The organism is Neorhizobium sp. 05N33, assembly GCF_056397445.1.
Genome location: NZ_JBFTNK010000004.1, coordinates 503,832 through 524,909, shown reverse-complemented (window position 1 = coordinate 524,909; position 21,078 = coordinate 503,832). Strand labels below are relative to the sequence as shown.

At 61.4% G+C, this 21,078-nt stretch carries 21 protein-coding genes and 3 pseudogenes; 9 read left to right on the top strand and 15 right to left on the bottom strand.

The window, feature by feature from the left end; genetic code table 11:
* Positions 1–181: 181 nt before the first annotated feature.
* Positions 182–475: pseudogene (locus tag AC1DLT_RS14910) on the bottom strand (DUF736 domain-containing protein).
* 100 nt (positions 476–575) lie between these two features.
* Entirely contained in the window at positions 576–1,460 is an 885-nt protein-coding gene (locus AC1DLT_RS14905; RefSeq protein WP_477487231.1) for a LysR substrate-binding domain-containing protein, read from the bottom strand.
* Between the two features lie 126 nt (positions 1,461–1,586).
* Between AC1DLT_RS14905 and AC1DLT_RS14900 the strand changes: the two genes are divergently transcribed.
* The 6 genes from AC1DLT_RS14900 to AC1DLT_RS14875 all read left to right on the top strand — a co-directional run bounded on the left by AC1DLT_RS14900 (position 1,587) and on the right by AC1DLT_RS14875 (position 8,831).
* Positions 1,587–3,194 carry an ABC transporter substrate-binding protein gene (locus tag AC1DLT_RS14900; protein WP_477487230.1) on the top strand — a complete coding sequence of 536 codons (1,608 nt, stop codon included), beginning with the start codon at positions 1,587–1,589 and terminating at the stop codon, positions 3,192–3,194.
* Positions 3,195–3,260: 66 nt separating this feature from the next.
* The gene (locus tag AC1DLT_RS14895; protein WP_247034506.1) at positions 3,261–4,664 is read left to right on the top strand and encodes a class-II fumarase/aspartase family protein; all 1,404 of its coding nucleotides are present in this window, start codon (positions 3,261–3,263) and stop codon (positions 4,662–4,664) included.
* Positions 4,664–5,647: an ABC transporter permease gene (locus tag AC1DLT_RS14890; protein WP_477487229.1), complete on the top strand. Its 984-nt coding sequence runs from the start codon at positions 4,664–4,666 to the stop codon at positions 5,645–5,647. The genes AC1DLT_RS14895 and AC1DLT_RS14890 overlap by 1 nt, the downstream gene beginning before the upstream one ends.
* The gene (locus AC1DLT_RS14885) at positions 5,644–6,855 is read left to right on the top strand and encodes an ABC transporter permease (RefSeq protein WP_247034510.1); all 1,212 of its coding nucleotides are present in this window, start codon (positions 5,644–5,646) and stop codon (positions 6,853–6,855) included. Before AC1DLT_RS14890 ends, AC1DLT_RS14885 begins: the two co-directional genes overlap by 4 nt.
* An 11-nt stretch (positions 6,856–6,866) precedes the next feature.
* Positions 6,867–7,835, top strand: a complete 969-nt coding sequence (locus tag AC1DLT_RS14880) for an ABC transporter ATP-binding protein (RefSeq protein WP_477487228.1) — start codon at positions 6,867–6,869, stop codon at positions 7,833–7,835.
* A 3-nt stretch (positions 7,836–7,838) separates the two neighbouring features.
* Positions 7,839–8,831, top strand: a complete 993-nt coding sequence (locus tag AC1DLT_RS14875) for an ABC transporter ATP-binding protein (protein ID WP_477483594.1) — start codon at positions 7,839–7,841, stop codon at positions 8,829–8,831.
* Between the two features lie 154 nt (positions 8,832–8,985).
* On the opposite strand, the pseudogene AC1DLT_RS14870 reads toward AC1DLT_RS14875, so the two are convergent.
* A pseudogene (locus AC1DLT_RS14870) lies at positions 8,986–9,108 on the bottom strand (N-alpha-acetyl diaminobutyric acid deacetylase DoeB); the annotation flags it as partial.
* Positions 9,109–9,428: 320 nt separating this feature from the next.
* Positions 9,429–10,289 carry an SDR family oxidoreductase gene (locus tag AC1DLT_RS14865; RefSeq protein WP_477487227.1) on the bottom strand — a complete coding sequence of 287 codons (861 nt, stop codon included), beginning with the start codon at positions 10,287–10,289 and terminating at the stop codon, positions 9,429–9,431.
* Between the two features lie 107 nt (positions 10,290–10,396).
* Between AC1DLT_RS14865 and AC1DLT_RS14860 the strand changes: the two genes are divergently transcribed.
* Positions 10,397–11,287, top strand: coding sequence for a LysR family transcriptional regulator (locus tag AC1DLT_RS14860; RefSeq protein WP_477487226.1), 891 nt, complete (start codon positions 10,397–10,399; stop codon positions 11,285–11,287).
* Positions 11,288–11,384: 97 nt separating this feature from the next.
* On the opposite strand, the gene AC1DLT_RS14855 is transcribed toward AC1DLT_RS14860, so the two are convergent.
* The 5 genes and pseudogenes from AC1DLT_RS14855 to AC1DLT_RS14835 all read right to left on the bottom strand — a co-directional run bounded on the left by AC1DLT_RS14855 (position 11,385) and on the right by AC1DLT_RS14835 (position 14,275).
* Positions 11,385–11,810 carry a CBS domain-containing protein gene (locus tag AC1DLT_RS14855; protein ID WP_293404432.1) on the bottom strand — a complete coding sequence of 142 codons (426 nt, stop codon included), beginning with the start codon at positions 11,808–11,810 and terminating at the stop codon, positions 11,385–11,387.
* Positions 11,811–11,828: 18 nt separating this feature from the next.
* On the bottom strand, positions 11,829–12,293 hold the full coding sequence (locus AC1DLT_RS14850; RefSeq protein ID WP_477487225.1) for a YbhB/YbcL family Raf kinase inhibitor-like protein: 465 nt from the start codon (positions 12,291–12,293) through the stop codon (positions 11,829–11,831).
* Between the two features lie 14 nt (positions 12,294–12,307).
* Positions 12,308–12,442 (bottom strand): annotated as a pseudogene (locus tag AC1DLT_RS14845) (DUF2267 domain-containing protein); the annotation flags it as partial.
* 104 nt (positions 12,443–12,546) lie between these two features.
* Positions 12,547–13,596, bottom strand: coding sequence for an AI-2E family transporter (locus AC1DLT_RS14840; RefSeq protein ID WP_038543193.1), 1,050 nt, complete (start codon positions 13,594–13,596; stop codon positions 12,547–12,549).
* 151 nt (positions 13,597–13,747) lie between these two features.
* A complete protein-coding gene (locus AC1DLT_RS14835) occupies positions 13,748–14,275 on the bottom strand; it encodes a DUF4142 domain-containing protein (RefSeq protein ID WP_477487224.1) in 528 nt (175 codons plus the stop codon).
* 165 nt (positions 14,276–14,440) lie between these two features.
* On the opposite strand from AC1DLT_RS14835, the gene AC1DLT_RS14830 reads away from it, so the two are divergent.
* Positions 14,441–14,659, top strand: coding sequence for a hypothetical protein (locus tag AC1DLT_RS14830; protein WP_477487223.1), 219 nt, complete (start codon positions 14,441–14,443; stop codon positions 14,657–14,659).
* A 59-nt stretch (positions 14,660–14,718) separates the two neighbouring features.
* A complete protein-coding gene (locus AC1DLT_RS14825) occupies positions 14,719–15,651 on the top strand; it encodes a cytochrome c (protein WP_477487222.1) in 933 nt (310 codons plus the stop codon).
* A 3-nt stretch (positions 15,652–15,654) separates the two neighbouring features.
* On the opposite strand, the gene AC1DLT_RS14820 is transcribed toward AC1DLT_RS14825, so the two are convergent.
* From AC1DLT_RS14820 to AC1DLT_RS14795, 6 genes are read right to left on the bottom strand one after another with little or no spacing between them, the layout of a single operon-like run.
* Positions 15,655–16,017, bottom strand: coding sequence for a c-type cytochrome (locus AC1DLT_RS14820; protein WP_051900110.1), 363 nt, complete (start codon positions 16,015–16,017; stop codon positions 15,655–15,657).
* A 25-nt stretch (positions 16,018–16,042) separates the two neighbouring features.
* A complete protein-coding gene (locus AC1DLT_RS14815) occupies positions 16,043–16,933 on the bottom strand; it encodes a cytochrome c oxidase assembly protein (RefSeq protein ID WP_477487249.1) in 891 nt (296 codons plus the stop codon).
* A gap of 32 nt (positions 16,934–16,965) precedes the next feature.
* Positions 16,966–17,568, bottom strand: a complete 603-nt coding sequence (locus AC1DLT_RS14810; RefSeq protein WP_477487221.1) for a cytochrome c oxidase subunit 3 — start codon at positions 17,566–17,568, stop codon at positions 16,966–16,968.
* Positions 17,565–19,478: a cytochrome c oxidase subunit I gene (gene ctaD / locus AC1DLT_RS14805; RefSeq protein ID WP_477487220.1), complete on the bottom strand. Its 1,914-nt coding sequence runs from the start codon at positions 19,476–19,478 to the stop codon at positions 17,565–17,567. Before ctaD ends, AC1DLT_RS14810 begins: the two co-directional genes overlap by 4 nt.
* Entirely contained in the window at positions 19,475–20,464 is a 990-nt protein-coding gene (gene coxB, locus AC1DLT_RS14800) for a cytochrome c oxidase subunit II (protein ID WP_477487219.1), read from the bottom strand. The genes ctaD and coxB overlap by 4 nt, the downstream gene beginning before the upstream one ends.
* On the bottom strand, positions 20,461–21,066 hold the full coding sequence (locus tag AC1DLT_RS14795; protein ID WP_477487218.1) for a c-type cytochrome: 606 nt from the start codon (positions 21,064–21,066) through the stop codon (positions 20,461–20,463). Before AC1DLT_RS14795 ends, coxB begins: the two co-directional genes overlap by 4 nt.
* Positions 21,067–21,078 lie beyond the last annotated feature (12 nt).

The following is a 21,078-nucleotide window of genomic DNA, read 5'->3' as shown; positions in this document are numbered from 1 at the left end:
ATCAATCTTGCGAAGCAGGTGATCCTTCGGCACCAGACCCTCGAGCGTCACCATCTCAAGAGCCGTCTGGCAAGGGGCAGGTTTCTTCAACATGTCCCAATGAATCACAAACCCCCGGACCACGCCAGGGGTTTGTCAGCAGTCTGACGGCGCCCGAAGGCGCGGGGCTCCGACTTGGCCTCTATCCGTTGTTGGCGCGGCGCCGTGACCAGATGAGGGCCAGTTCCTCGCCTTCCGTCTCGACCAGGCTCGCGTAGATCGGGGTGGCGAAGCTCGGATCGTCGAGCTTGACGGAGAGGTAGGAATTGCCCTTGTCGGACTACTTCTTCCAGGCCGCTCCGAACTCGACTGTTGCCGCGAACACGCGGTAGTCCGGCCCGTTTTCGGTATCGCCGTCCGCGGGCACGAACTTCACGGACTTGACGTTGCTTGTGGCAGACACCGGCGGACTCGTGTTCACTGAGCCAATCGGCATGAAAGTCCGTCGCCGCTAGCGTACCGTTTCCGGCTAGACATCGTGTATGCGGAGACTGGGGCGCTGATGCCAGTTGAGGCGGACCGGATCATCGGCCGCCCTATTCCATCACCGCATCTCTCAGCCAGGTGCGAAAGAACCGGAAACTCTCGGACCGAAGCTTCGGATCGGCGAACATGAATAAATAGTGCTCATGCACCATTTCGTTCTCAAACAGAGTAACGAGCTGACCGTCCGCTAGCTCCTGCTTGACCAGCTTCTGGCGGACAATGGCAATGCCGAGTCCTTCGACGGCGGCCGTCAGTTCGAGGCCAGAGCTTTCGAGATCGATGAAGCGGGTATTTGAGAATATTCTTGGCGCACGCGGTCCGAGCCAGCGCTCCCAATTGCGGGTGAATTCCGCCGATCGCAACAAGGTATGATGTTCCAGATCGTCGGGCGTCTTGAGAGGGGGTGCGCGGCGCAAATAGGCCGGGCTGCAGACCGGAGTGAGATCCGCGTCGCCCAATATCTCGCATACGAATCCTTTTTTCCCGACCGTCTCGCCCACATGGATCATGCCGTCCAGCCTTTCCACATCATGCCCGCCGGTGACGAATTTCACGACGATGTCGGGACGGCGCGCGTAAAGCGTTCCGAGCACCGGCATGATGCATTTCTGCAGAAAGACGCGCGGACTTCCGATTACCAGCGGCCGGCGATCGACGCTGACGGAGAGATCGCTTGTCACGGCGCGGATATCGCCAAGAGACGCGTGGATTCTCGCCCAATAGACTTCTCCGGCGGGCGTCAAGGCTATTCTTCGGTGCGTTCGTTCGAAGAGGTCGCAGCCCAAAAATGCTTCCAGATTCTGGATCTGCCGGCTGACCGCGCCGGGCGTCAGGCAGAGCTCGTCCGCCGCCTTGGCGATGCTCATGTGCCGCCCCGCCGATTCGAAAACAGGTAGCGAGGTCATCGGCGGCAGGTCCCTGCGCCTTCTTTGCATGACGTTTTCCTCCCTCCGCTTCTCTAGCGTTCAATTGAGAAAAACTCAATCGAATTCAAAAAATTTCGATTTTTCCGCCGGCGATCCGACGATACGGTCCCCGCGGAATGAATGGGAGGGAGGACCATGAAGAACTTATCACTGGCATCTTTCGGCTTGGCGATCGCGGCTGCGACGTCACTTGCCCCTGTCGCGGCTTCGGCCGAACAATTGCGCATGGGTCTTGCCGCGCTCGCCACGTCGGTTGATCCGCATTTCCACCGTGCCGGCTACAATTTCGATCTCCGCGAAAACATCTCGGACGCGCTCGTTTACGCCAACGGCGTCAACGGCGGCGTCGAGCCGCGCCTTGCGAAATCATGGGAGATCCAGGGCGATACCAAATGGGTCATCACCCTCGAATCGAAGGCGAAGTTCGACGACGGCAGCCCGCTCGGCGCTGACGACGTGATCTACTCGATGTGCCGGGTGCGCAATGTGCCAAACAGCCCCGGCCTGTTCAGCAGCTTCATTTCCACCATCAGCGGCATCAAGGATGCCGGCGACGGAAAGATCGAGATCGACACCAAGAAGCCCGACCCGAACCTGCTGCGCAGCTTGAGCAATATCGGCATCGTCGAGAACCCGACCGGCCGCACGCTGACCTATGACGACAAGACCTGCGGCAACGACAACTGGCTGGAAACGGCCGGCTTCAACAACGGCAAGGTTTCCCCCGGCATCGGCCACTACCGCGTCAGGAAATTCACGCCCGACGTGGAGATCGAGCTGGAGCGCAACGCCCAGTATTACGGCACCCCGGCCGCCTACGATTCCGTGCTGATCAAATCCCTGCCGGACAACAGCGCCCGCATCGCCGCCCTGCTTGGGGGCTCGGTGGATGTCATCAATGCCGTACCGATCAATGCCATCGACAGCATCCAGTCGTCGGGCAAGCACCACCTGTCGTCCATGCCCTCGACGTTGCTGATCTTTCTGCTGCCCGATCAGGGCCAGGAAAAGACACCGAAGGTTTCCGGTACCAACGGGAAGAACCCCTTCCTTGACGCGCGTGTCCGCAAGGCGCTCAATCTCGCCATCAACCGCGAGCAGATCGCCGAGACCGTGATGGGGGGCATGGCGGGGCCGGCAAGTCAGATCATCGTTGACGGCGTCTTCGGTCACAATCCCGACCTGCAGCCCTCTCCCTTCGATCCGCAGGAGGCCAAGCGCCTGCTGGCCGAGGCGGGGTATCCGAACGGTTTTTCCCTGACGCTGAACGCGCCGAGCGACCGCTATGTTAACGGCGCCCAGGTCGCTCAGGCGGTGACCGCCATGCTCTCGCAGATCGGGCTCAACGTGACGCTGGAGACTTTCCCGTTTAGCATCTACTTCACCAAGGCCAGCGCCTACGAGTTCAGCCTCTATCTCGCCGGTGCCGCAGCCGATACCGGCGAGGGCCTGAGCCAGATGATCAACCTCGCCGGCACCCGCAATCCCGATCGCGGCTGGGGCGGTGCAAACCGCGGACGCTATTCCAGCAAGGTCACCGACAAGGCGCTCGAAGACGCGCAATCGACGCTCGACGACGCCAAGCGGGAAGAGCTGATCCGCTCCGCCGTGGCCCAGGTCTACAAGGACGACGGCTACGTGCCGCTCTACCACGAGTTCGGCGTCTGGGGGGTGCGCAACGGCGTTCACTACGACGCCAACGCCAACCTGACCAATATCTTCTACACCGCACGTCCCGAATGACGCACGGCCGGTGGAGCCGGCATTTCACGCCGGCCCTGCCCTGTTTTTATGAAAGTGCAAAGCCAGATGGGTACAGAATTCAACGACGCCCTCACGTCACAATACGACTACCAGGGACTGAGGGAGGCATTCGCAGCGCCGGCCATGTACCAGGCCTTCCTGGACGTCGAAAAGGCCGTGGCCCTGGCCCAGGGAGAGCTCGGCATGATCCCGGTCGCTTCAGCGGAGGCGATCGCCGGACATTGTCGTTACGAGCTCCTGGACATGGAACGCCTGGATGCCTCCTATCGGACAACCCGCCATCCGCTGATGCCGCTCATCAATGAACTCGTCCGGCTCTGCGGCTCCGAGCACGGCGGTTATGTCCACTGGGGCATCACCACTCAAAACATCATCCAGACGGGACTGCTGTTGCTCGCCAAGCGCGCCCAGGCGGTGCTGGACGGCTTTCTCGCCAACATCCTTCAACATCTCGGCCACCATGCCCGCACCCATGCCAACACCGTTATGGCCGGACGCACGCATTATCGCCACGCGGTGCCGATCACCTTCGGTTTCAAGGTGGCTGTGTGGATCGAGGAATTCCTCCAGGCCGCGGACCGGCTCAAGGAGGCCGAGAAGCGAGCCTTCGTGGTGATGAGCGGCGGCGCGGTCGGCTGCTTCTCGGCCCTCGGCAGGCAGGGGCCGGCCTTCCAGTCGCGCGTGGCGGCTCTTCTCGGCATGGGCGAGATGGCCATTCCCTCCCGGGCGATCCGCACCCACATGTGCGAATATGTCAATGCGCTGAGCCTGATAGCCTCCATCTGCCACAAGATCGCCGAGGAGATCTACCAGAGTTCCTCCGAGGAATACGGAGAGCTGCACGAAGGTCGCATCGAGGGCACCATCGGCTCCTCTACCATGCCGCAGAAGATCAACCCGATCCTCTGCTACGGCATCATCGCCAACAGCAACAAGCTCTATTCCTGCGCCGGAATGCTGATGGCGGCCGCATACCGCCCGTTCGAATCGGACGGCAGCGCCAACCAGATGTTCGAGGACGGGCTGGCCGAGGTCATCGCCGCCATTTCCGAAATCCTCGTGCGGACCGAACTACTGGTGCGCGACCTGCATGTGGATACGGAGCGGATGCGGGCCAATTTGGACCTGTCGCATGGAGCGATCTTCGGGGAGTTCGCCATGATGCGGCTCGGCCAGACGCTCGGCAAACACAGGGGCCATGAACTGGTCCACGACGCTGCCATGGCCGCGGCCGGCGGCAAGGCCCCCTTCCTGGAGGAGTTGGCGCTGCTGCCGGGCGGCGCGGCAATCAGGGTCGAGATCGAAAAGCGGCTTGAAACCAGCAGCACCAGCGGCATATGCGCCGAATATGCGTTGCATTTCGGTTCGCTGGTCCAGGATATTGTGGCGGGGTCTATGCCGACCGCCGAGCAACGCAATATCAATGCCTACCTAAAGGCCGACCGCTGATGTTCTCCTTCGTGCTGCAGCGCCTGTTGCAAAGCGTGGTCGTGGTGCTCGTGCTGTCGATCGTCCTGTTCGTCGGCGTCTGGCTGATCGGCAACCCGGCAGACATCCTGATCTCGTCTGAAGCATCGGAGGCCGACCGGCTGGCGGCCATCACCGCGCTCGGCCTCGACAAGCCGCTCTGGCAACAGTACTTGACCTTCCTCGGCAATGCCGCACAGGGGGATTGGGGATATTCCTTCGTCTACAAGGAGCCGGTCGTCAGCATTCTGCTGCAGCGTTTGCCCGCCAGCCTGGAGCTCGGCATCGTGGCCTTTTTTATCGCCATCGCCGTCTCCGTGCCCGCAGGCCTCTATTCGGGCCTCAGGCCGGGTTCGCCGCTCGGCCGGGGCCTGATGGCCTTCTCGCTGATCGGCGTCAGCATACCGACCTTCTGGCAGGGCATGCTGCTGATCGTCGCCTTCGGTATCGCCCTGCCGATCCTGCCGGTCGGCGACCGGGGCCAGGTGGCGACCCATCTCGGCATCACCTCCAGCCTCTGGACGCTTGATGGCTGGTCGCACATCGTCATGCCTGCCTTCAGCCTGGCATTGTTGAAGATGTCGCTGCTGATGCGCGTGACGCGCGCGGCGACGATGGAAATCGTGCGCCTCGACTTCGTCAAGTTCGCCTATGCCAAGGGCGTGCGCAGCCGCAAGGTCGTCGTCGGCCATATCCTGCGCAACGCGCTGGTTCCGCTTATCACCGTCACCGGCATCGAACTCGGCAACCTGCTTGCCTATGGGGTGATCACCGAGACGGTCTTCTCCTGGCCAGGATTGGGCAAGCTCCTGATCAACTCGATCAAGGTCTTGGATCGGCCGCTGATCGTGGCGCAGCTCACCTATACCGCGCTGCTGTTCATCGGCATCAATTTCATCGTCGATATCCTTCACATGGCGATCGATCCCCGCATCAAATCCGTGATGGGACGACGCACAGCATGAGCACGGCCGGATTCAAGGATTACGCGCAGCACTTTGCCGAAAGCCGCGCCGCCGTCGTCAGTCTTGCGGTCAGCCTGGCCTTCGTCGCCTGTGCCATCTTCGCACCGCTGCTGTCGCCGACGGACCCATACGACCTGACGCAGCTTCAGCTCTCCGATGCGTTGAAGCCGACTGGTTCCACGCGCATGCTGCCGGGAGAAGAAGTCAGGGCCAATATCCGCATCGACGGCAGCGCGACGTCTGTCCAGCCGGCCACACCAGCCAAGACCCACGTGACGCTCGTGGCCGAGCCCTGCGGGCTGAACTGTCTCGGCGTCGGCGTTCAGCCGGAGGGAACCAGGCTCGCAAACTTGCAGATCCGCAACCTTCCGGCCGGCGCAACCGTCGAGGGTGCCAGGAAGCATCCCGTCCAGTCTTGGTGGACCGTAGACAATCCGGAGGGCGGCAAGGTTAGAATCGCGTCCAACGGCCCGCTGCCAGCGACATTCACCTTTCTCGCCATCGCCAGGTCCATGGATCAGGAAACGGATTTTGTCTTTCACCTGGGCACCGACAGCTTTGGGCGCGACATGTTCTCGGCAATTCTCTACGGCGTCAGGATCAGCGTCTTCGTCGGGCTCGTGGCGGCCGGCGCCGCGATGGTGATCGGCACCGGGCTCGGGCTCCTTTCGGCCTGGCGCGGCGGCATCACGGACGCGATCATCATGCGCGCCGTCGATTTCATGCTCGGTCTTCCGGCCTTGCTCGTCGGGCTTGCAATCCTCGCCATTCTTGGCAACGGCGTCAGTAAGGTCGTGCTCGCTATCGTCATCGTGCAATGGTCCTATTATGCCCGTACGGCCCGCTCCTTTGCGATGAGCGAGCTCGGCAAGGAATATGTCGAGGCGGCACGGTGCCTGAGGCTTTCGCCCGCGCGCATCATGCTGCGGCATGTACTGCCCAACTGCATGCCGCAGATCATCGTGCTCTTCACGCTCAACATCGCCTCGGCGATCTCGCTCGAATCGTCGCTGAGCTTCCTCGGAGTCGGCCTGCCGCTGACAAGGCCGTCACTCGGCATGCTGATCGCCAGCGGCTACGAATTCATCTTCTCGCACAAATACTGGATTAGCATCTATCCCGGCATCGTGCTGCTGGTGATGATCGTCGCCATGAACCTGCTCGGCGACCGGCTGCGTGATCTTAACAATCCGCGGCTCGACCGCTAAAGGAACCGCCCATGATGGACCCCTTCTTCCGCGTCGATAACCTCAACACCTGGTTTTTCACGCGCCAGGGCGTGATCAAATCCGTGCGAGACATTTCCTTCGAACTTTCCCGCGGCGAGGTGCTGGGCATCGTCGGCGAATCCGGCTCGGGCAAATCGGTGACGGGCATGTCGATCATGGGCCAGATCGACGAACCCGGCCGCATCGTCTCCGGCTCGATAGCTCTCGATGGAGAAGAGTTGACGACGCTCGGCTTCGAGGAGATGCGCCACTATCGCGGCAAGCGGATCGCCATGGTGTTCCAGAACCCGCTGATGACGCTGAACCCGCTGATGCGCGTGCGCGATCAGATGTACGAGGCGATCGGCGAGCACGAGAACATTTCCCGCAAGGACATGCACGACCGCTGCATCGAGGCGCTGAAGGCCGTGGGCATCCCTTCGCCGGACGAGCGGCTGAATGCCTATCCGCATGAAATGTCAGGCGGCATGCGCCAGCGCGTCGTCATTGCCATCGCGCTGCTGCTCGGACCGGACATGATCATCGCCGACGAACCGACGACGGCCCTCGACGTCACGATCCAGGCCCAGATCATCTATCATATCCGACGCCTGATCGACGAGCACGGGCTCGGCATGATCTGGATCACGCACGACCTCTCGACGCTCTCCGAACTCGCCGACCGGATCATGGTCATGTATGCAGGAGCGACGATGGAAATCGGCACGACCGAGGAAATCATTGGCGCCGCACGCCATCCTTATACCCGCAAGCTCCTCGATTCCGTCCCCTCGCGCAATGTGCCGGGACGGAAGCTGAAGCAGATTCCCGGTAACATGCCGTCGCTGCTTGCGCTTGGAAAGGGCTGTCCTTTCGCCGGCCGCTGCGACCGGGCAACGGATATCTGCAGCGAGCCGGTGCCAGCCATCCAGCTATCCGCCACGCACCACATCTGGTGCTACCATCCATTCGAGGACTGACGCGTGAACGAGACGATCTTCGAGGCAAAGGACCTGTCACGCAGCTTCAGCGTCGGAAGCAGCCCGCTTCGCGATTTTGCGGACCATTTTTTGCGTGACCGCCCGCCAAAAGTGCTGCGCGCCGTCGACAATGTTTCGCTCTCTCTGCGCGAGGGGGAAACGCTTGGCATCGTCGGCGAGTCCGGATGCGGGAAATCGACGCTGGCGCGGATGATCGCCGGCATCCTGCCGGCCTCTTCGGGCGAGCGGCGTTTCCGCGATGAGCCCTACGAAAGCTTCCTTGCACGCAACCGCGACGCGCTGAAGGTCCAGATGGTCTTCCAGGATCCGCTCTCCTCCCTCAACCCGCGCCTGCGCGTCGGCGATATAATCGGCGAGGCTGCGGTGTTGCACGGGCTGGTGCGGCGTCCACAGATCAAGGACTATGTCGCCGACATCCTCTCCCAGGTCGGCCTGCCTGCCGACAGCATGGGTCGCTATCCTCACCAGTTTTCCGGCGGCCAGCGCCAGCGCATCGGCATCGCCAGAGCGCTGGCAGTCAAGCCCGACATGCTCATCTGCGACGAAGCCGTGGCCGCGCTCGATGTTTCTGTACAGGCGCAAATCATCAACCTTTTGATGGATATCAAGCAACATAGCGGCCTTGCGATGATCTTCATAAGCCACGATCTCGGCGTCATCCGGCACCTGTGCGACCGGGTGGCAGTGATGTATCTCGGCCGCGTCGTGGAACTTACCGAGACGGAACAGCTTTTCGCATCCCCCATGCATCCTTACACGCGCATGCTGCTTGAGGGCATGCCGAAGATCTCGCTCCAGCGACGCCGGTTCATGCCGATCCAGGGAGAAATCCCCTCTCCTCTCAGCCCGCCCTCCGGCTGCCACTTCCATCCGCGTTGTCCGATGGCGACCGAACATTGCGGCCGGATACGCCCCGAACTGCGCGAAGCCTCGTCGGGGCATGTTCATGCCTGCTTGAATATCGAGCCTTGTTGAGGTGCGTTCGGGAATTCCGTCACGCCGGATGGCCCGCACCAGCGCCCGCCGATGGCAATGCCCCGGCGATCAGGGCCAGCACAGAAGATGCCATCGATCGGAAAGCAGATTTGCATGGGCTATGGAAAGCCCCGGAAGCAGGAGGTGGTATCGAAAGTATCGCAATGACCGCGACGCAGTCACCGGCCTTGAGCAATCCCGGGAAGTGCCGGGCCCACAGAACACCGCTCATCTTGGCACGGAGTTCATGGGGTGTGACGCCGGTTCGTCCGCTAGGTAGATGCGGCCACAACATTGTACCAACTGTTATCGCCATCTGCCAAACGAGGATGCGGTCATGGGCGCGACCACCCCGCGCGCGCGAAGATGGCAGCGTCAGCTACATGGCACACCTGCGAGTTATGCGGAATGGCGTGACTTATCGCAAGACGGAGACTTTTGACAGACGCCACCCGAGTTGCCGGCAATGATCCGCTGAAGATGACTACGCAAAAGCCCCGACCGGAACGACGGTTATACGACCTATTTTACGACGTCGCAAAATGGGGGCTTTTGCGATTTCCGAAATCTTCCCAGAATGGGGAGAGCGCGAGGCTCTCAGCCCATTTCCGAGGCGAAGTCGCGATATCGGCGGAGCGGGCGGCCAAGGAGTGCCGTCAGGCGCTCGACGTCGCCGGCCTCTGGCAGCATGCCGTCGGTCAGGAAACGCTCGCCCATCAGGCGCATGTCGTAGGCCATCCAGGCGGGCACGAACTGCTTGAGGTTCTGCTCAAAGCCCTCGGTATCGTCGCCGCCGTAGCCGATCGGGCGGGCGAGCACGTCTGACCAGATGGCGGCGATATCCGTTCCGGTGAGCGTCTCGGGACCGACGAGGTTGATCCGATCGAGCGCCAGCGGCTCGGCAGTCTGTTCGCGGCGCAGCAGTTCAAGAGCGGCAATTTCAGCGATGTCACGGGTGTCGATCATGGCGAGACCCTTGGCACCGACCGGCATTGTGTAGGCGCCGTAGCCGGTGATGACGTCTTTGACCATCAGATCGTTCTGCATGAAATAGGCCGGTCGCAAGATCGTCGCCTTGAAACCCATCTGCTCGATCATTCGCTCGACACCGAACTTGCCCGCAAAATGCGGGACGTTCACATAAACGTCGGCGTGGATCACCGACAGATAGACGATGCGTTCGACGCCCGCCGATCGGGCGACGTTGAGCGCGATCAAAGCCTGGGTGAATTCATCCGGTACCACTGCGTTGAGGAGGAACAGGGTAGACACGCCGGACATGGCGTTACGCAATGAGTCGATGTCGAGGAAGTCGCCCTGCACGACGCTGACGCCCGTCGGGAAAACCGCTTTCGATGGGTCGCGGACAAGAGCACGTACATCGGCGCCGCGCTCGACGAGGTGGTCGACGACTTGGCGGCCGATATTGCCTGTAGCGCCGGTAACAAGAATGGTCATGGGATTTATCTCCGGGTTGGTATTGCTTGACACCCCGAATATGTGTGGTTCATTGATGACCCGATAGACAGGTAATTTGGACACACCGTCTCACAGGTGGAACAGCAATGGATCTCGTCGCGCTTGCCGATTTTAATCTCGTTGCCCGCCATGGCGGCTTCGGCAAAGCGGCAAGGGCCACCGGCCGGCCGAAGGCGACCCTCTCGCGGCGTGTCGCCGAGCTGGAAAGCGGTCTCGATCTGCGGCTGTTTGAACGGGGTGCGCGTAACCTGAAGCTCACCGAAGAAGGACGGGCGCTTTTCGAGCGGACGGGGGTGTTGCTCGCAGAACTGGACGAGACGGCTTCGGCGATTGCCTCGGGCGCTCAGAGACCCAAAGGGAGATTGCGGATCAGCGCACCTTTACATTTTTCGCAGACCGCAATGGGCAGGATTGCTGCTGGGTTTGCCCTTAAGTATCCGGAGGTGAGGCTTGAGGTGACGAGTGAGGACCGGCCTGTGGACATGATCGAGGAAGGCTACGATCTGGTCATCCGGGTCAATCCAGATCCGGATGAAAGCCTGGTCGGACGAGCATTTCTCCGCGACCGGCTGGTTGTGGTGGCGAGCCCGGCTCTGCCCCGCCCGAACGGAGACCACCCTGCTCCCGTCGTTGCGCGCGGCCCAAGCGAACCGCAAACATGGCAGGTGAAGACACCCGGTGGCCGCTCGACGATTAGAATCGAGCCGGTACTCACTTTGTCTACGCTCATCACGATCCGGGACGCGGTGCGAGCCGGCGTCGGTGCAGCACGTCTTCCCATTTCGTTGGTGAGCCACGACCTGGCTGACGGCACACTGGTACATTGGGGGGATATCGACGGTCCCGAGATCGCTCTATGGACTCTCTACCCGTCTCGGCGCCTGCTCAGCGCACGAGTATCGGCTTTCTTGGACTTTCTAAAACAGGTCTTTCCAAATGGGACGCCGGACGAACTGGCGGCCTATATCGGCAGGTGACGACAAAACACGCTTTTGAGAGCCGGCAAAGGCGAGCGCGGAGGACCTGCGGCTGCCGGTTTAGTCCCGATGCGCTACGCCGATTCTGCGTTCCTTGTCAGTGCGCGTGAGCGCCGCCCGGACGGGAGACCTTCTTCAATCCAGCTCCCGCGGCGGCGGTGTCCGCCAGGGCGGCATCACCGAGCGAGATGACCCCCGTCAGGCGTTTGTCGCGGTTGACGACGGGAAGACGGCGGACCTGAATCTTGCCCATGTTGCGCGCCACGTCGTCGACATCATCGTCTTCGAAACAGTACTTTACGTCCCGCGTCATCACCTCCCGGATCTTGGCATCGCCTCCAAGCCCGTCGGCAAGCCCGCGGATGACCAGATCCCGGTCCGTGACCGTTCCGACGAGCTTGTCGTTGTCGCCGACGGGCAAAAAGCCGATCTGCCTGTCGGCCATGCACCTGGCGATTTCGGCGACGGTCTGGTGGGGACTGGCGATTTCCACGTCGCGCGACATGATCTCCGACACTTTCATGATCTTTCCTCTTGCGTTTTAGTGGACGTCGAATGTTCCGGTGAGCGTGGTCTCCGAGAGGATGTGGTGGCGCGCCTCGTTCCACATCGCCTCCACCCCAGCGGTATCCGGCACCTTGAGGTTTGGGACGTCGAGTGCGGCGAGACGGAACCGGTAATGGTGCAGGCCGTGGCCTTTCGGCGGCTGTGGACCGTCGTAACGGGCATTGCCGAAGTCGTTCTCCGAGAAACGCGGACCACCGCCCGGCGCCGTATCCGCGCTCTGGCCCAGCTGGTTCCAGTCCTTGGGAATATTGAAGACACCGCAATGGCGGAAGATCCCGTTCGGTGCGTCCGGGTCCTCCACGATCAGCGCGAAGCTTTTAGCCTCCTCGGGCGCACCGCCCCAGTTCAAAGGCGGCATCAGGTTTTCGCCGAGGCGGGTATATTTGTCCGGCATGCGTTCACTATCGGCGAAGGCCGGGCTGGTGAGGGTCATGGTCATTGGTCGATCCTTCCGAGCGTGTGAAGAACCGCCCCGAGCACATGCCAGGCAAGCTGCCGGTCAAGCCCTTGATCGGCCATCAGATCATCCAGCCATATATGGGTGGTTTGCAACGTCTTGTCGAAAACGGCGATACCCGAAGCACTCATGGTTTCACCTCTCCATGATGATGGTTCGAATCCCCCAAACCACTCAGGACGACAGATGTTCCGGAGGCTGTCGTTAAATTGCCCGGCGCGGGTCGTTGACCTCATCAGGCATCCGATGTGCCCTCTTCCTCGACGAATATTCCCCATGCGGCAATGAAGAGGGCGGCAACCAGCGGTCCGATGACGAAACCGTTGATGCCCACAAGCGAAATGCCGCCGACGGTGGAAATCAAGACCACATAGTCGGGAAGCTTGGTCTCTCTGCCGACCAGGGGCGGCCTCAAAAGATTGTCCACAAGGCCGATGACCAGGGCGCCGACAGCAACCAGCACGATGGCCCTCAGCCAAAAGCCGGCGAGCGCCAGGTAGATGGCCGCGGGCATCCAGATCAAAGCGGCGCCGACTGCCGGCAGCAGCGACAGGAAACTCATCAGAACGCCCCACAGCAGGGCCGGCTCCACGCCGAGGAACCAGAACGCAACGCCGCCGATCGAGCCCTGGATGATGGCAATGATGATATTGCCCCGCACCGTCGCATGAATGACCGCGGTGAATTTGGAGGCGAAGCGAAGGGTATGCGCGTCGCTGAGGGGGAGCGCTTTTCTGACGGCGCGGGCAAGCAGCTGGCCGTCCCGGAACACGAAGAACAGCAGATAGAGCATCACGCCGAAGGTGACGAAGAACTGCAAGGTGTTCTGGCCAAAGCTCAAGGCGCGTCCCGCAAAGAAACCTCCGCCCTGCATCAGCGCCGGGGAGATACGATCCTGCAATGCACCGAAGCCATCCAACTCGATCCGTTCGAGCCAACTGCGGACGAACAAGGGGAGCGTCTCCTGGAGCTCCTGGAAAAACCTTCGCACATCGATCTCGCCGTTGTCGATACGTTGGTAGAGGAGGTTCCCCTGTTGGACGAGCGAGCTGAGGACGACCAGTCCGGGAATGATGACGACGCAAAGGCAGATCAGCACGGAGAGCGCTGCAGCGGCATTTTTCCGCCCGCCCAGCAGCGCTTCCATACGCAGGTGAAGAGGAAAGAAGATGATGGCGAGGACGACGGCCCATAATATCGCCGAGTAGAACGGCAGGACGACGGCGACGAACGCAATGGTCACAAGGACCAGAAGCACATAAAAACTGATGCGCTGAAGGGGCATGCGACCTTTCCGCTTCGAGACTGCGCCGATGGTAGCACAGATGCAGCCGCAGCGCTCGGCTCCCGGTTCTTACCCTCCTGTCGAATTTGCGTCCACGGTTTCACGACCGCCGCATAAGCGGCAGCCGTCGTCTGAAGCCGTGCAATAGCCGCTACTTGTTCAAGTCCTTGGCCATCTGCAGATGATGTTCGAGCGCAGGCGTGGTCTTTGCAGCCCATGCCTTCAGGTCGGCATTCTCGCCTTCCTTGCCATATCGCTTGAACAGGTCGACGGCATCTTCATGGGCGTCTTCCTGATCCGAATGATACTGCTTGGTGAACTTTGCACCCTGGAGGCCCTTGAGCTTGTTGAGCGACTTCGTTTGCGCGCTGGTCATCGCGGTTGGCAGTTTGGCTTTCACCTTGCCGCCGTCGATGAGCTGTTTCAATTCCGTCGTCGTCTTCTGGTGGTCCTGAATCATCTGCTGCGCAAACGTCTTCGTGGGCGCATCGGCCCGTTCGGCGGCCAGCTTGCTGGACTCGATCTCGAACATGTCGCTCGTAGCAGCTTCCGTTACGAAATCCTGGGTCTTCGGAGCAACGCCCACAATCGAGTTGACACCTGATTTTTCTGCCGCGGACTGTGCGAACGCCGATGTCGTTACCATTGCCATGGCAGCCATAAGTGCGATCTTCTTCATGAAATTCTCCTTTCGCATCAAGGAATTCTCTTTTGCATCAATGCGAACAACGCATTCCTCCCGTTGTTCCAACACCTGCGGAAAATCTCGTTTCGATCCCGCAAAGGCAGAATGCCATGGCACAAAACAGCCTCTTGAGTGTTTGAATGTTCAATGGAGGCTGAAATGAGCGCTGAAAAGCAGACGACCGGCCTGAACGACAGGCCCAAGGGCGCACCGATCGGCCAGACCGCCGAAGGTTTGCCCGACGACAGCGGGCGGCCTGTCGAGGTGGACGACGAAACGATCGAAAGGACGCGCCGCAAACTCTCCGACAATCCTCGCGAAAAACTTCTGAAGGAAGTGAGGGAACAGGAGGACGCTTCGCGGCTGGGGTCCGAATGAGCTCATCCCCCGCCGCCCAAATAGGCCGACCCAGGCTTATCGCCGTTATCCGATGGAACATGCGCGGCGGGACAGGCGATATACGGTGGGCCTCGTTAATAGCAGCGGCCGCCGGAGTGGGGATCTCCATATTTTTCGGACTTTGGTGGGTGACGGCCGCAGTACCCCGTTTCAACGCCCATGATCCGGCGTTGAAGAGCGGGGATGCGACGCGCGGGCGGCAGGTATTCGCCGCAGGCAGCTGCGCCGCCTGCCACGCGATGCCGGGCCAGCCGGACCCGCTGAAACTCGGCGGCGGTCTGGCACTCGCCTCCCCCTTCGGAACCTTCAGGGTTCCCAATATTTCCTCCGACCCCACCGACGGAATAGGCTCATGGTCGGTTGGCGATTTGGCGAACGCGCTTGTCGCCGGCGTCTCTCCGGCAGGCCAGCACTATTATCCGGCCTTCCCTTATTCCAGCTATACGGGCATGCGTCTCGAGGATATCGAGGATCTCTATGCCTATCTCAAAACCCTGCCTGCGGTTTCGGGCCGCCCGCCGCCGCACGACCTGCCTCTCCTTTTCCGGTTCCGGCGCGGTCTGGGTCTGTGGAAGCTGTTGTTCTTCGAGGAAGGTCGGAGCAAGGCGGGGCTGAACGGCGATCCGGTCCACGACCGCGGCGCCTATCTGACGGAAACCCTGGGCCATTGCGCCGAATGCCATTCCACCCGCAATGCGCTCGGGGCGATCGAGCCCGAGACGCGGTTCGCCGGAGGTATCGACCCGGAGGGCACCGGTTTCGTTCCGAACATCACGCCAAACCGCATCGGCCAGTGGTCGGAAGCGGAGATCGCCGTGATGTTGCAGACCGGCGAGACGCCCGGACACGGCCGGGTGGGATCGTCGATGTTGGATGTCGTTGCCAATTTTTCCTTGTTGCCGCAAAGCGACCGCGATGCCGTGGCCCGTTACGTCAAGTCTCTCCCGCCTCGCCCAACGCCGCATCCCTAATGGTCACTGTTCGTAAAGATAAGCAGCCAGATGTCGCGCCTCGGCTTCGGAAATGCCGGTCGTCGGCATCGCTGTCCTTGGCGAGAACCGTTGCGGGGACACAATCCACTGGACGAGGTTGTCAGGCGTGTTGTTGATCACGCCGCCGATATAAACACGCTGCCGCAGACCGGTCAGCGGTCCCCCGACCTTGCCGTCGGCGCCGGCTATGCCGGCAATGGCATGGCACCCTGCGCATCCGTATTTGCGGAAGATCGCCGGTGCCTGCGCCGGGTCGCCGCCCGTCATCGCAACAGCCACGGCTCGGCGCTCCTCGCGGTCCTTGGTAAGATAGGTTCCGACGCCAAAGAACAATGCGATCAGCATACCGCCAATCAGCACGAGCCGGAATTCAGGAATGGACACGGCTTGCATCGAGGCCTCCCCTGTTCGAGCCGGCGATCCAGAGCGCCAACATCGCCAGTGCGGCGCCGGCATAGATGATGCCGCCCGGCACCCACATCACCAGGCCGGCCAGTTGTTGATCCTCCAACGGCGTGAGCCCCCACTCCCGCACCATCCTGGTCTGAGAAACGTAGGCAACCTGCGGAGAAAGAGCGATCAGGGCTCCGAGAATGCTCGTATGTAGCATCGTCAGGAACAGATGCCAGGCGGCCATGCCCCGGTCGCTTCGCCAGATCATGGCCCACCAGAACATCACCGCCGTTACGAAAAAACTCAGGTGCTGCAGCCTGTGAAGCAGGATATCGGTGACCGTCGCATCGAACAGGACGGGCGCATGCCAGGCCCATATGGCCAAGCCATGCAGGAGGGTCGCCGGAGTACCGGCGCTCAACGCGTTCCAGGTCCTCCAGACCAGACCCGTCTTCATGACATCCCGGACCAGATGCCGGAGCGGCCGCGGCAAACCCCAGAGGAACATCCCGACCGGACGTGCCAGGACGACCAGCGGTGCGGCGACCGCCATGACGAGTTCATGCTCGATCATGTGGAAGGTGAAAAGATGCTCCCCGAGAAAATGGAGGGGCGAGACCACCGCGGAGACCAGGGATAGCCATCCACCCCAATAGAGAATGCCGGAGTTGATAATGAAAACCCGTCCGTTTGCCCTTTGCCGGAATTTGACCGATCCGAGGGCATAGAGACCGCCCGCAATGGCGATCGGGGTGACGATCCACGGATCGAAGGTCCATGGAAAGGCCGAGGCATGCGGCTCACCGTCATGTGCCGCTGCCGGAAGCGTGCCGATCGCAAACAGCGCTGCGGCGAGCGCCGTTCGCATACGATGAGTGGCACAGTTTCCCGGTCGAGCGTTCATAGCCGTGAAACCCAGTAGATACAGGCATAGATGGGAAGCCAGGTGACGACGAAGAAGTTCCAGTAAAGCGCATTATCCTCCACATCGCCGTAGCGTCGCGTGTTGTCGCCGTGCCACGAGAACATCAGGCAGGTCAGCACCAGCGTGTCGATGAGATCGGTCAGGATATGGATGGTATGGAGGCCGAGAAGGGTCCAGACGATCGAGCCATAAGCATTGTCGTCCCAGCGCACATGCAGTGCGGGGAACTCGAAGACGCGAAACACAAGCGGCGCGATGCCGCACAGCGACATCACGATGAGGCCGATCCGCACCCGTTTCAAGTTTCGCTTCTGTGCCCATCGCGAGACCATTACGTTCGGTAGGACGCTCGCCACAAGCAGCGCCGTCAGCGCCGTTCCCGCCCAGAGGTCTGGCGCGGGCGCATCGACCGGCCACTGCGGCGCCAGAAACATCAGATAGAAATAGACCACGATCGCCAGGCCGAACCCCGACCCCTCGATGAGCATGAAGGCGCAGGTCCCCCACCATGTGGGGCTCGCTATGCCCATGCCATGCAGCGGCAGTCTCGACACATCCAGGACGACGCGTTCCTTCACGATTCATCCTCCGCTTCACCCTTCGGCCAGAACCACCCGATCAGCGTGATTGCGACCGGGATCGAACCCCAGACGACCGCCCAGGGCGAGAATATCGACCAGATCAGCATGACCGAGGTCGCGATCGCGGCCCAGAACGGCCAGACCGAGTCCTGCGGAGACGATTCACGCGCCTCCGGAAGTGCTTCAACGACGCCGCTGATCAGAAGTTCGCGGCGGTCGGTCCTCATTCCGGAGGTCACCGGCAGAACGTCCGGCTGCGACCAGAGCGGATTGCGATCGTCGACCACGGGGATCGATCGGAAATTGTAGGGCGGCGGCGGCGAACTGGTGGCCCATTCGAGCGTCGGGGCATTCCAGGGATTGTCGCCGGCAGGCCTGCCGGACGACCAGCTCCGGATGGCGTCGATGAAGAAAACGAGAAAGCCGAGCGACAGGATGATCGCGCTCAGGCTGACGAACAGGTTCAGGCCCGCCCAGGGCAGATCCGGTTGATAGGTATAGATGCGGCGCGGCATGCCCTGCAGGCCGAGAATATGCATCGGGAAAAAGGTCATGTGGAAGCCGATGAAGATCAGCCAGAATGCCCATTTCCCCAGCCTTTCGCTCATCATCCGGCCGGTCATCTTGGGAAACCAGTAGTAGACGGCCGCGATCAGCGGAAAGACCGCGCCGCCGATCAGCACGTAATGGAAATGCGCCACGACGAAATAGGTGTCGTGGACCTGGGCGTCGAACGGCACCGATGCGACCATGACACCCGTCAGCCCTCCGATCACGAAGGTGACGATGAAACCGATCACGAACAGCAGCGGCGTCTTGAAGATCGGCCGCCCGGACCAGAGGGTCGCCAGCCAGCAGAAGATCTGGATGCCTGCGGGGATGGCGATGGTCATGCTCGACGCCGTGAAGAAGCTTTCGCCGAGCCGCGGCAGACCGACGACGAACATGTGATGCACCCATAATCCAAAGGCCAGGATGCCGGTGGCGATCAGCGCCATCACCAGGGGAAGATAACCGAATACCGGGCGCTGGACGAAGGTCGGAAGAATCATCGAAACCATGCCGACGGCCGGCAGGAAGATGATGTAGACTTCAGGGTGGCCGAAGAACCAGAACAGGTGCTGCCAGAGCAGCACGTCGCCGCCTTCGGCGGGATTGTAGAAATGCGTGCCGACGAGGCGGTCCATGATCAGCGTCGAGCTCGCAAACATGATTGCCGGCATCGCCATGATGACGAGGAACGCCATGACCAGCATGGACCAGACCAAGAGAGGTATCCGGTCGAGCGACATGCCCGGCGCGCGCTGCTTGAAAACGGTGACGACGATTTCGACCGCGATCGCCAGCGCCGACACTTCGGTGAACGTGATCATCTGTGCCCAGATATCGGCACGCTTTCCGGCTCCGTATTCCGGCCCGGAAAGCGGCACATAGGCGAACCAGCCGATATCCGGCGCGGCATCGAGCGCAAACGAGATCCAGAGCAGCAGCCCGCCGGCAAGAAACAACCAGTACGAAAAGGCGTTCAGCCGCGGAAAAGCGATGTTGCGTGTGCCGACCATCAAGGGCACGAGGTAGACAGCCATGGCTTCCATGACCGGCACGGCGAACAGGAACATCATGTTCGAACCATGCATGGTGAAGATCTGGTTGTAGCGATCCGCGTCGATGAAGCGTGCTTCCGGCTGCGACAGTTGGAGGCGCATCGCCAGTGCCAGAATGCCGCCGAGGATGAGAAACACAAAGGCGGTGACGATATAGCGTCGGGCGACGACCTTGTGATCGACCGTTGCAATGGCGCCCCAGAAGCCGGGCTTGGATGTCCACGTCCCGGCAAGTTGCCGCTCGAGTTCAGCCTTGTCCAGATCGGCGTCCGTCACCATCGATGATCTCTGCCCAGCCGTCATTTGAGGCTTTCCATATAGGCGGAAAGCTGGCGCAGCTCGTCACTCGTCAAGGGTACAAGCGGCATGTTGTTTCCGGGCTTGAGGGTCTGGGGATCGGCGATCCAGGCGGCAAGCGAACCGCGGGTGTTGTCCATGAGCTCCGCCGCGATGGTGCGGCGGCTGCCGACATGGGTGAGGTCAGGCCCGGTCGTGCCGGCTGCGCCGGTTCCCCGTATCGTGTGGCACGCGGAACATTGCCTTGCCATGAATACAGCCTTTCCGGCGCTCGCCTCGGCCTCGCCAGTCTGTGCGCCGGGCTGTCGCTGCGTGGCCGCCCATTGCCTGTAGCTTTCCTCTTCCTCGGCAATGACGAAAAACGCCATGTGGCTGTGCTGCAGCCCACAGAATTCGGCGCACTGGCCGCGGTAGACGCCTGGCCGCTCTGCCCGAAGGGTAAGGACATTTTCTCGACCGGGGACGAGGTCCTGCTTGCCGGCAAGACTCGGCACCCAGAAGGAGTGGATGACATCGGTGCTTTCCAGCCGTACCCGCACCTCCTTGCCGACGGGAATATGGATCTCGTTGGCAGTCTGGAAAGATCCCGCATCGGCGTCTTCGTAGATGAACTGCCACCACCACTGCTGGGCGCGGACACGGATTGTCAGGTCCGGGTCTCCCGCCCGGTCGAGACTTCTCGTCGTCTGGAAACTTAAAATCGTCAGTCCGCCGATGATCAGGACCGTTGCGGCAACCGCCCCCGACACCCAGACCCCCAGGCGTTGTTCGGAACCTCGGTCTTCTCCGGCCTGCCCGTCACGGCGGCGCGTCAGCGACCAGGCCAGCACGATCATGACCGCTATCCAGACGACCAGGCAAACGCCGATGATGAGAACAATCAGGTCCCTGAGAAGGATGGCCGAATGGCCCTGCGCATCGAGAGCCGACTGGTTCCCGCCGCATCCCGAAAGAAAAACCGAAAGCGGGAGGAGGATGAGCGCTGCTCTCAAGGCGACGGCCCCTGTTCGGGATGCACCGGGCTCGGCCCCTCGTTAAAGAGCAGCGCCGCTGGGGCACGGTTCTCCGCCGGTCTGGTCTGCCGGTCATCATTTCGGCTTGGAGCGGTCGTCTTTGCGGAATAGGCGCCGATGCTTTTGACATAACCCGACAGCTGCCAGATCTCATCGATCGTCATCTTGTCCCGGAACGAAGGCATGCCGTGCGGCCGCCCATCACGGATGGAGGCAACGATCGACACCATTGACGGGCCGTAGAGCCACCATCCGTCGAGAAAGGATGGCCCTGCCCCACCTTCCCCCTCGCCGTGACACGATGCACAGCCGAACCAGGAATAGAGGCGCCTGCCCTGGCTCATGTCGTAGGCCGTGTTTTCGTAAGGTTGATTGAGCGCGAAATAAACTTCCGGCGGGGCGCCGCCGATGCCGTTCGGCATCAGCCGGACTCCATCCAATGCCGCGGATACGGGTGGATCGGTGCGATATTGCCGCGGCACCCTCAGCAGTGCGATGGCAACCGCGACGGCAAGCAAGGCCGCAACGCAGCAAACCTCAAAAATCAGGGCCGTGCCTTTGCCTGAGACAGCCGGCGACATCGCTTGACCTCC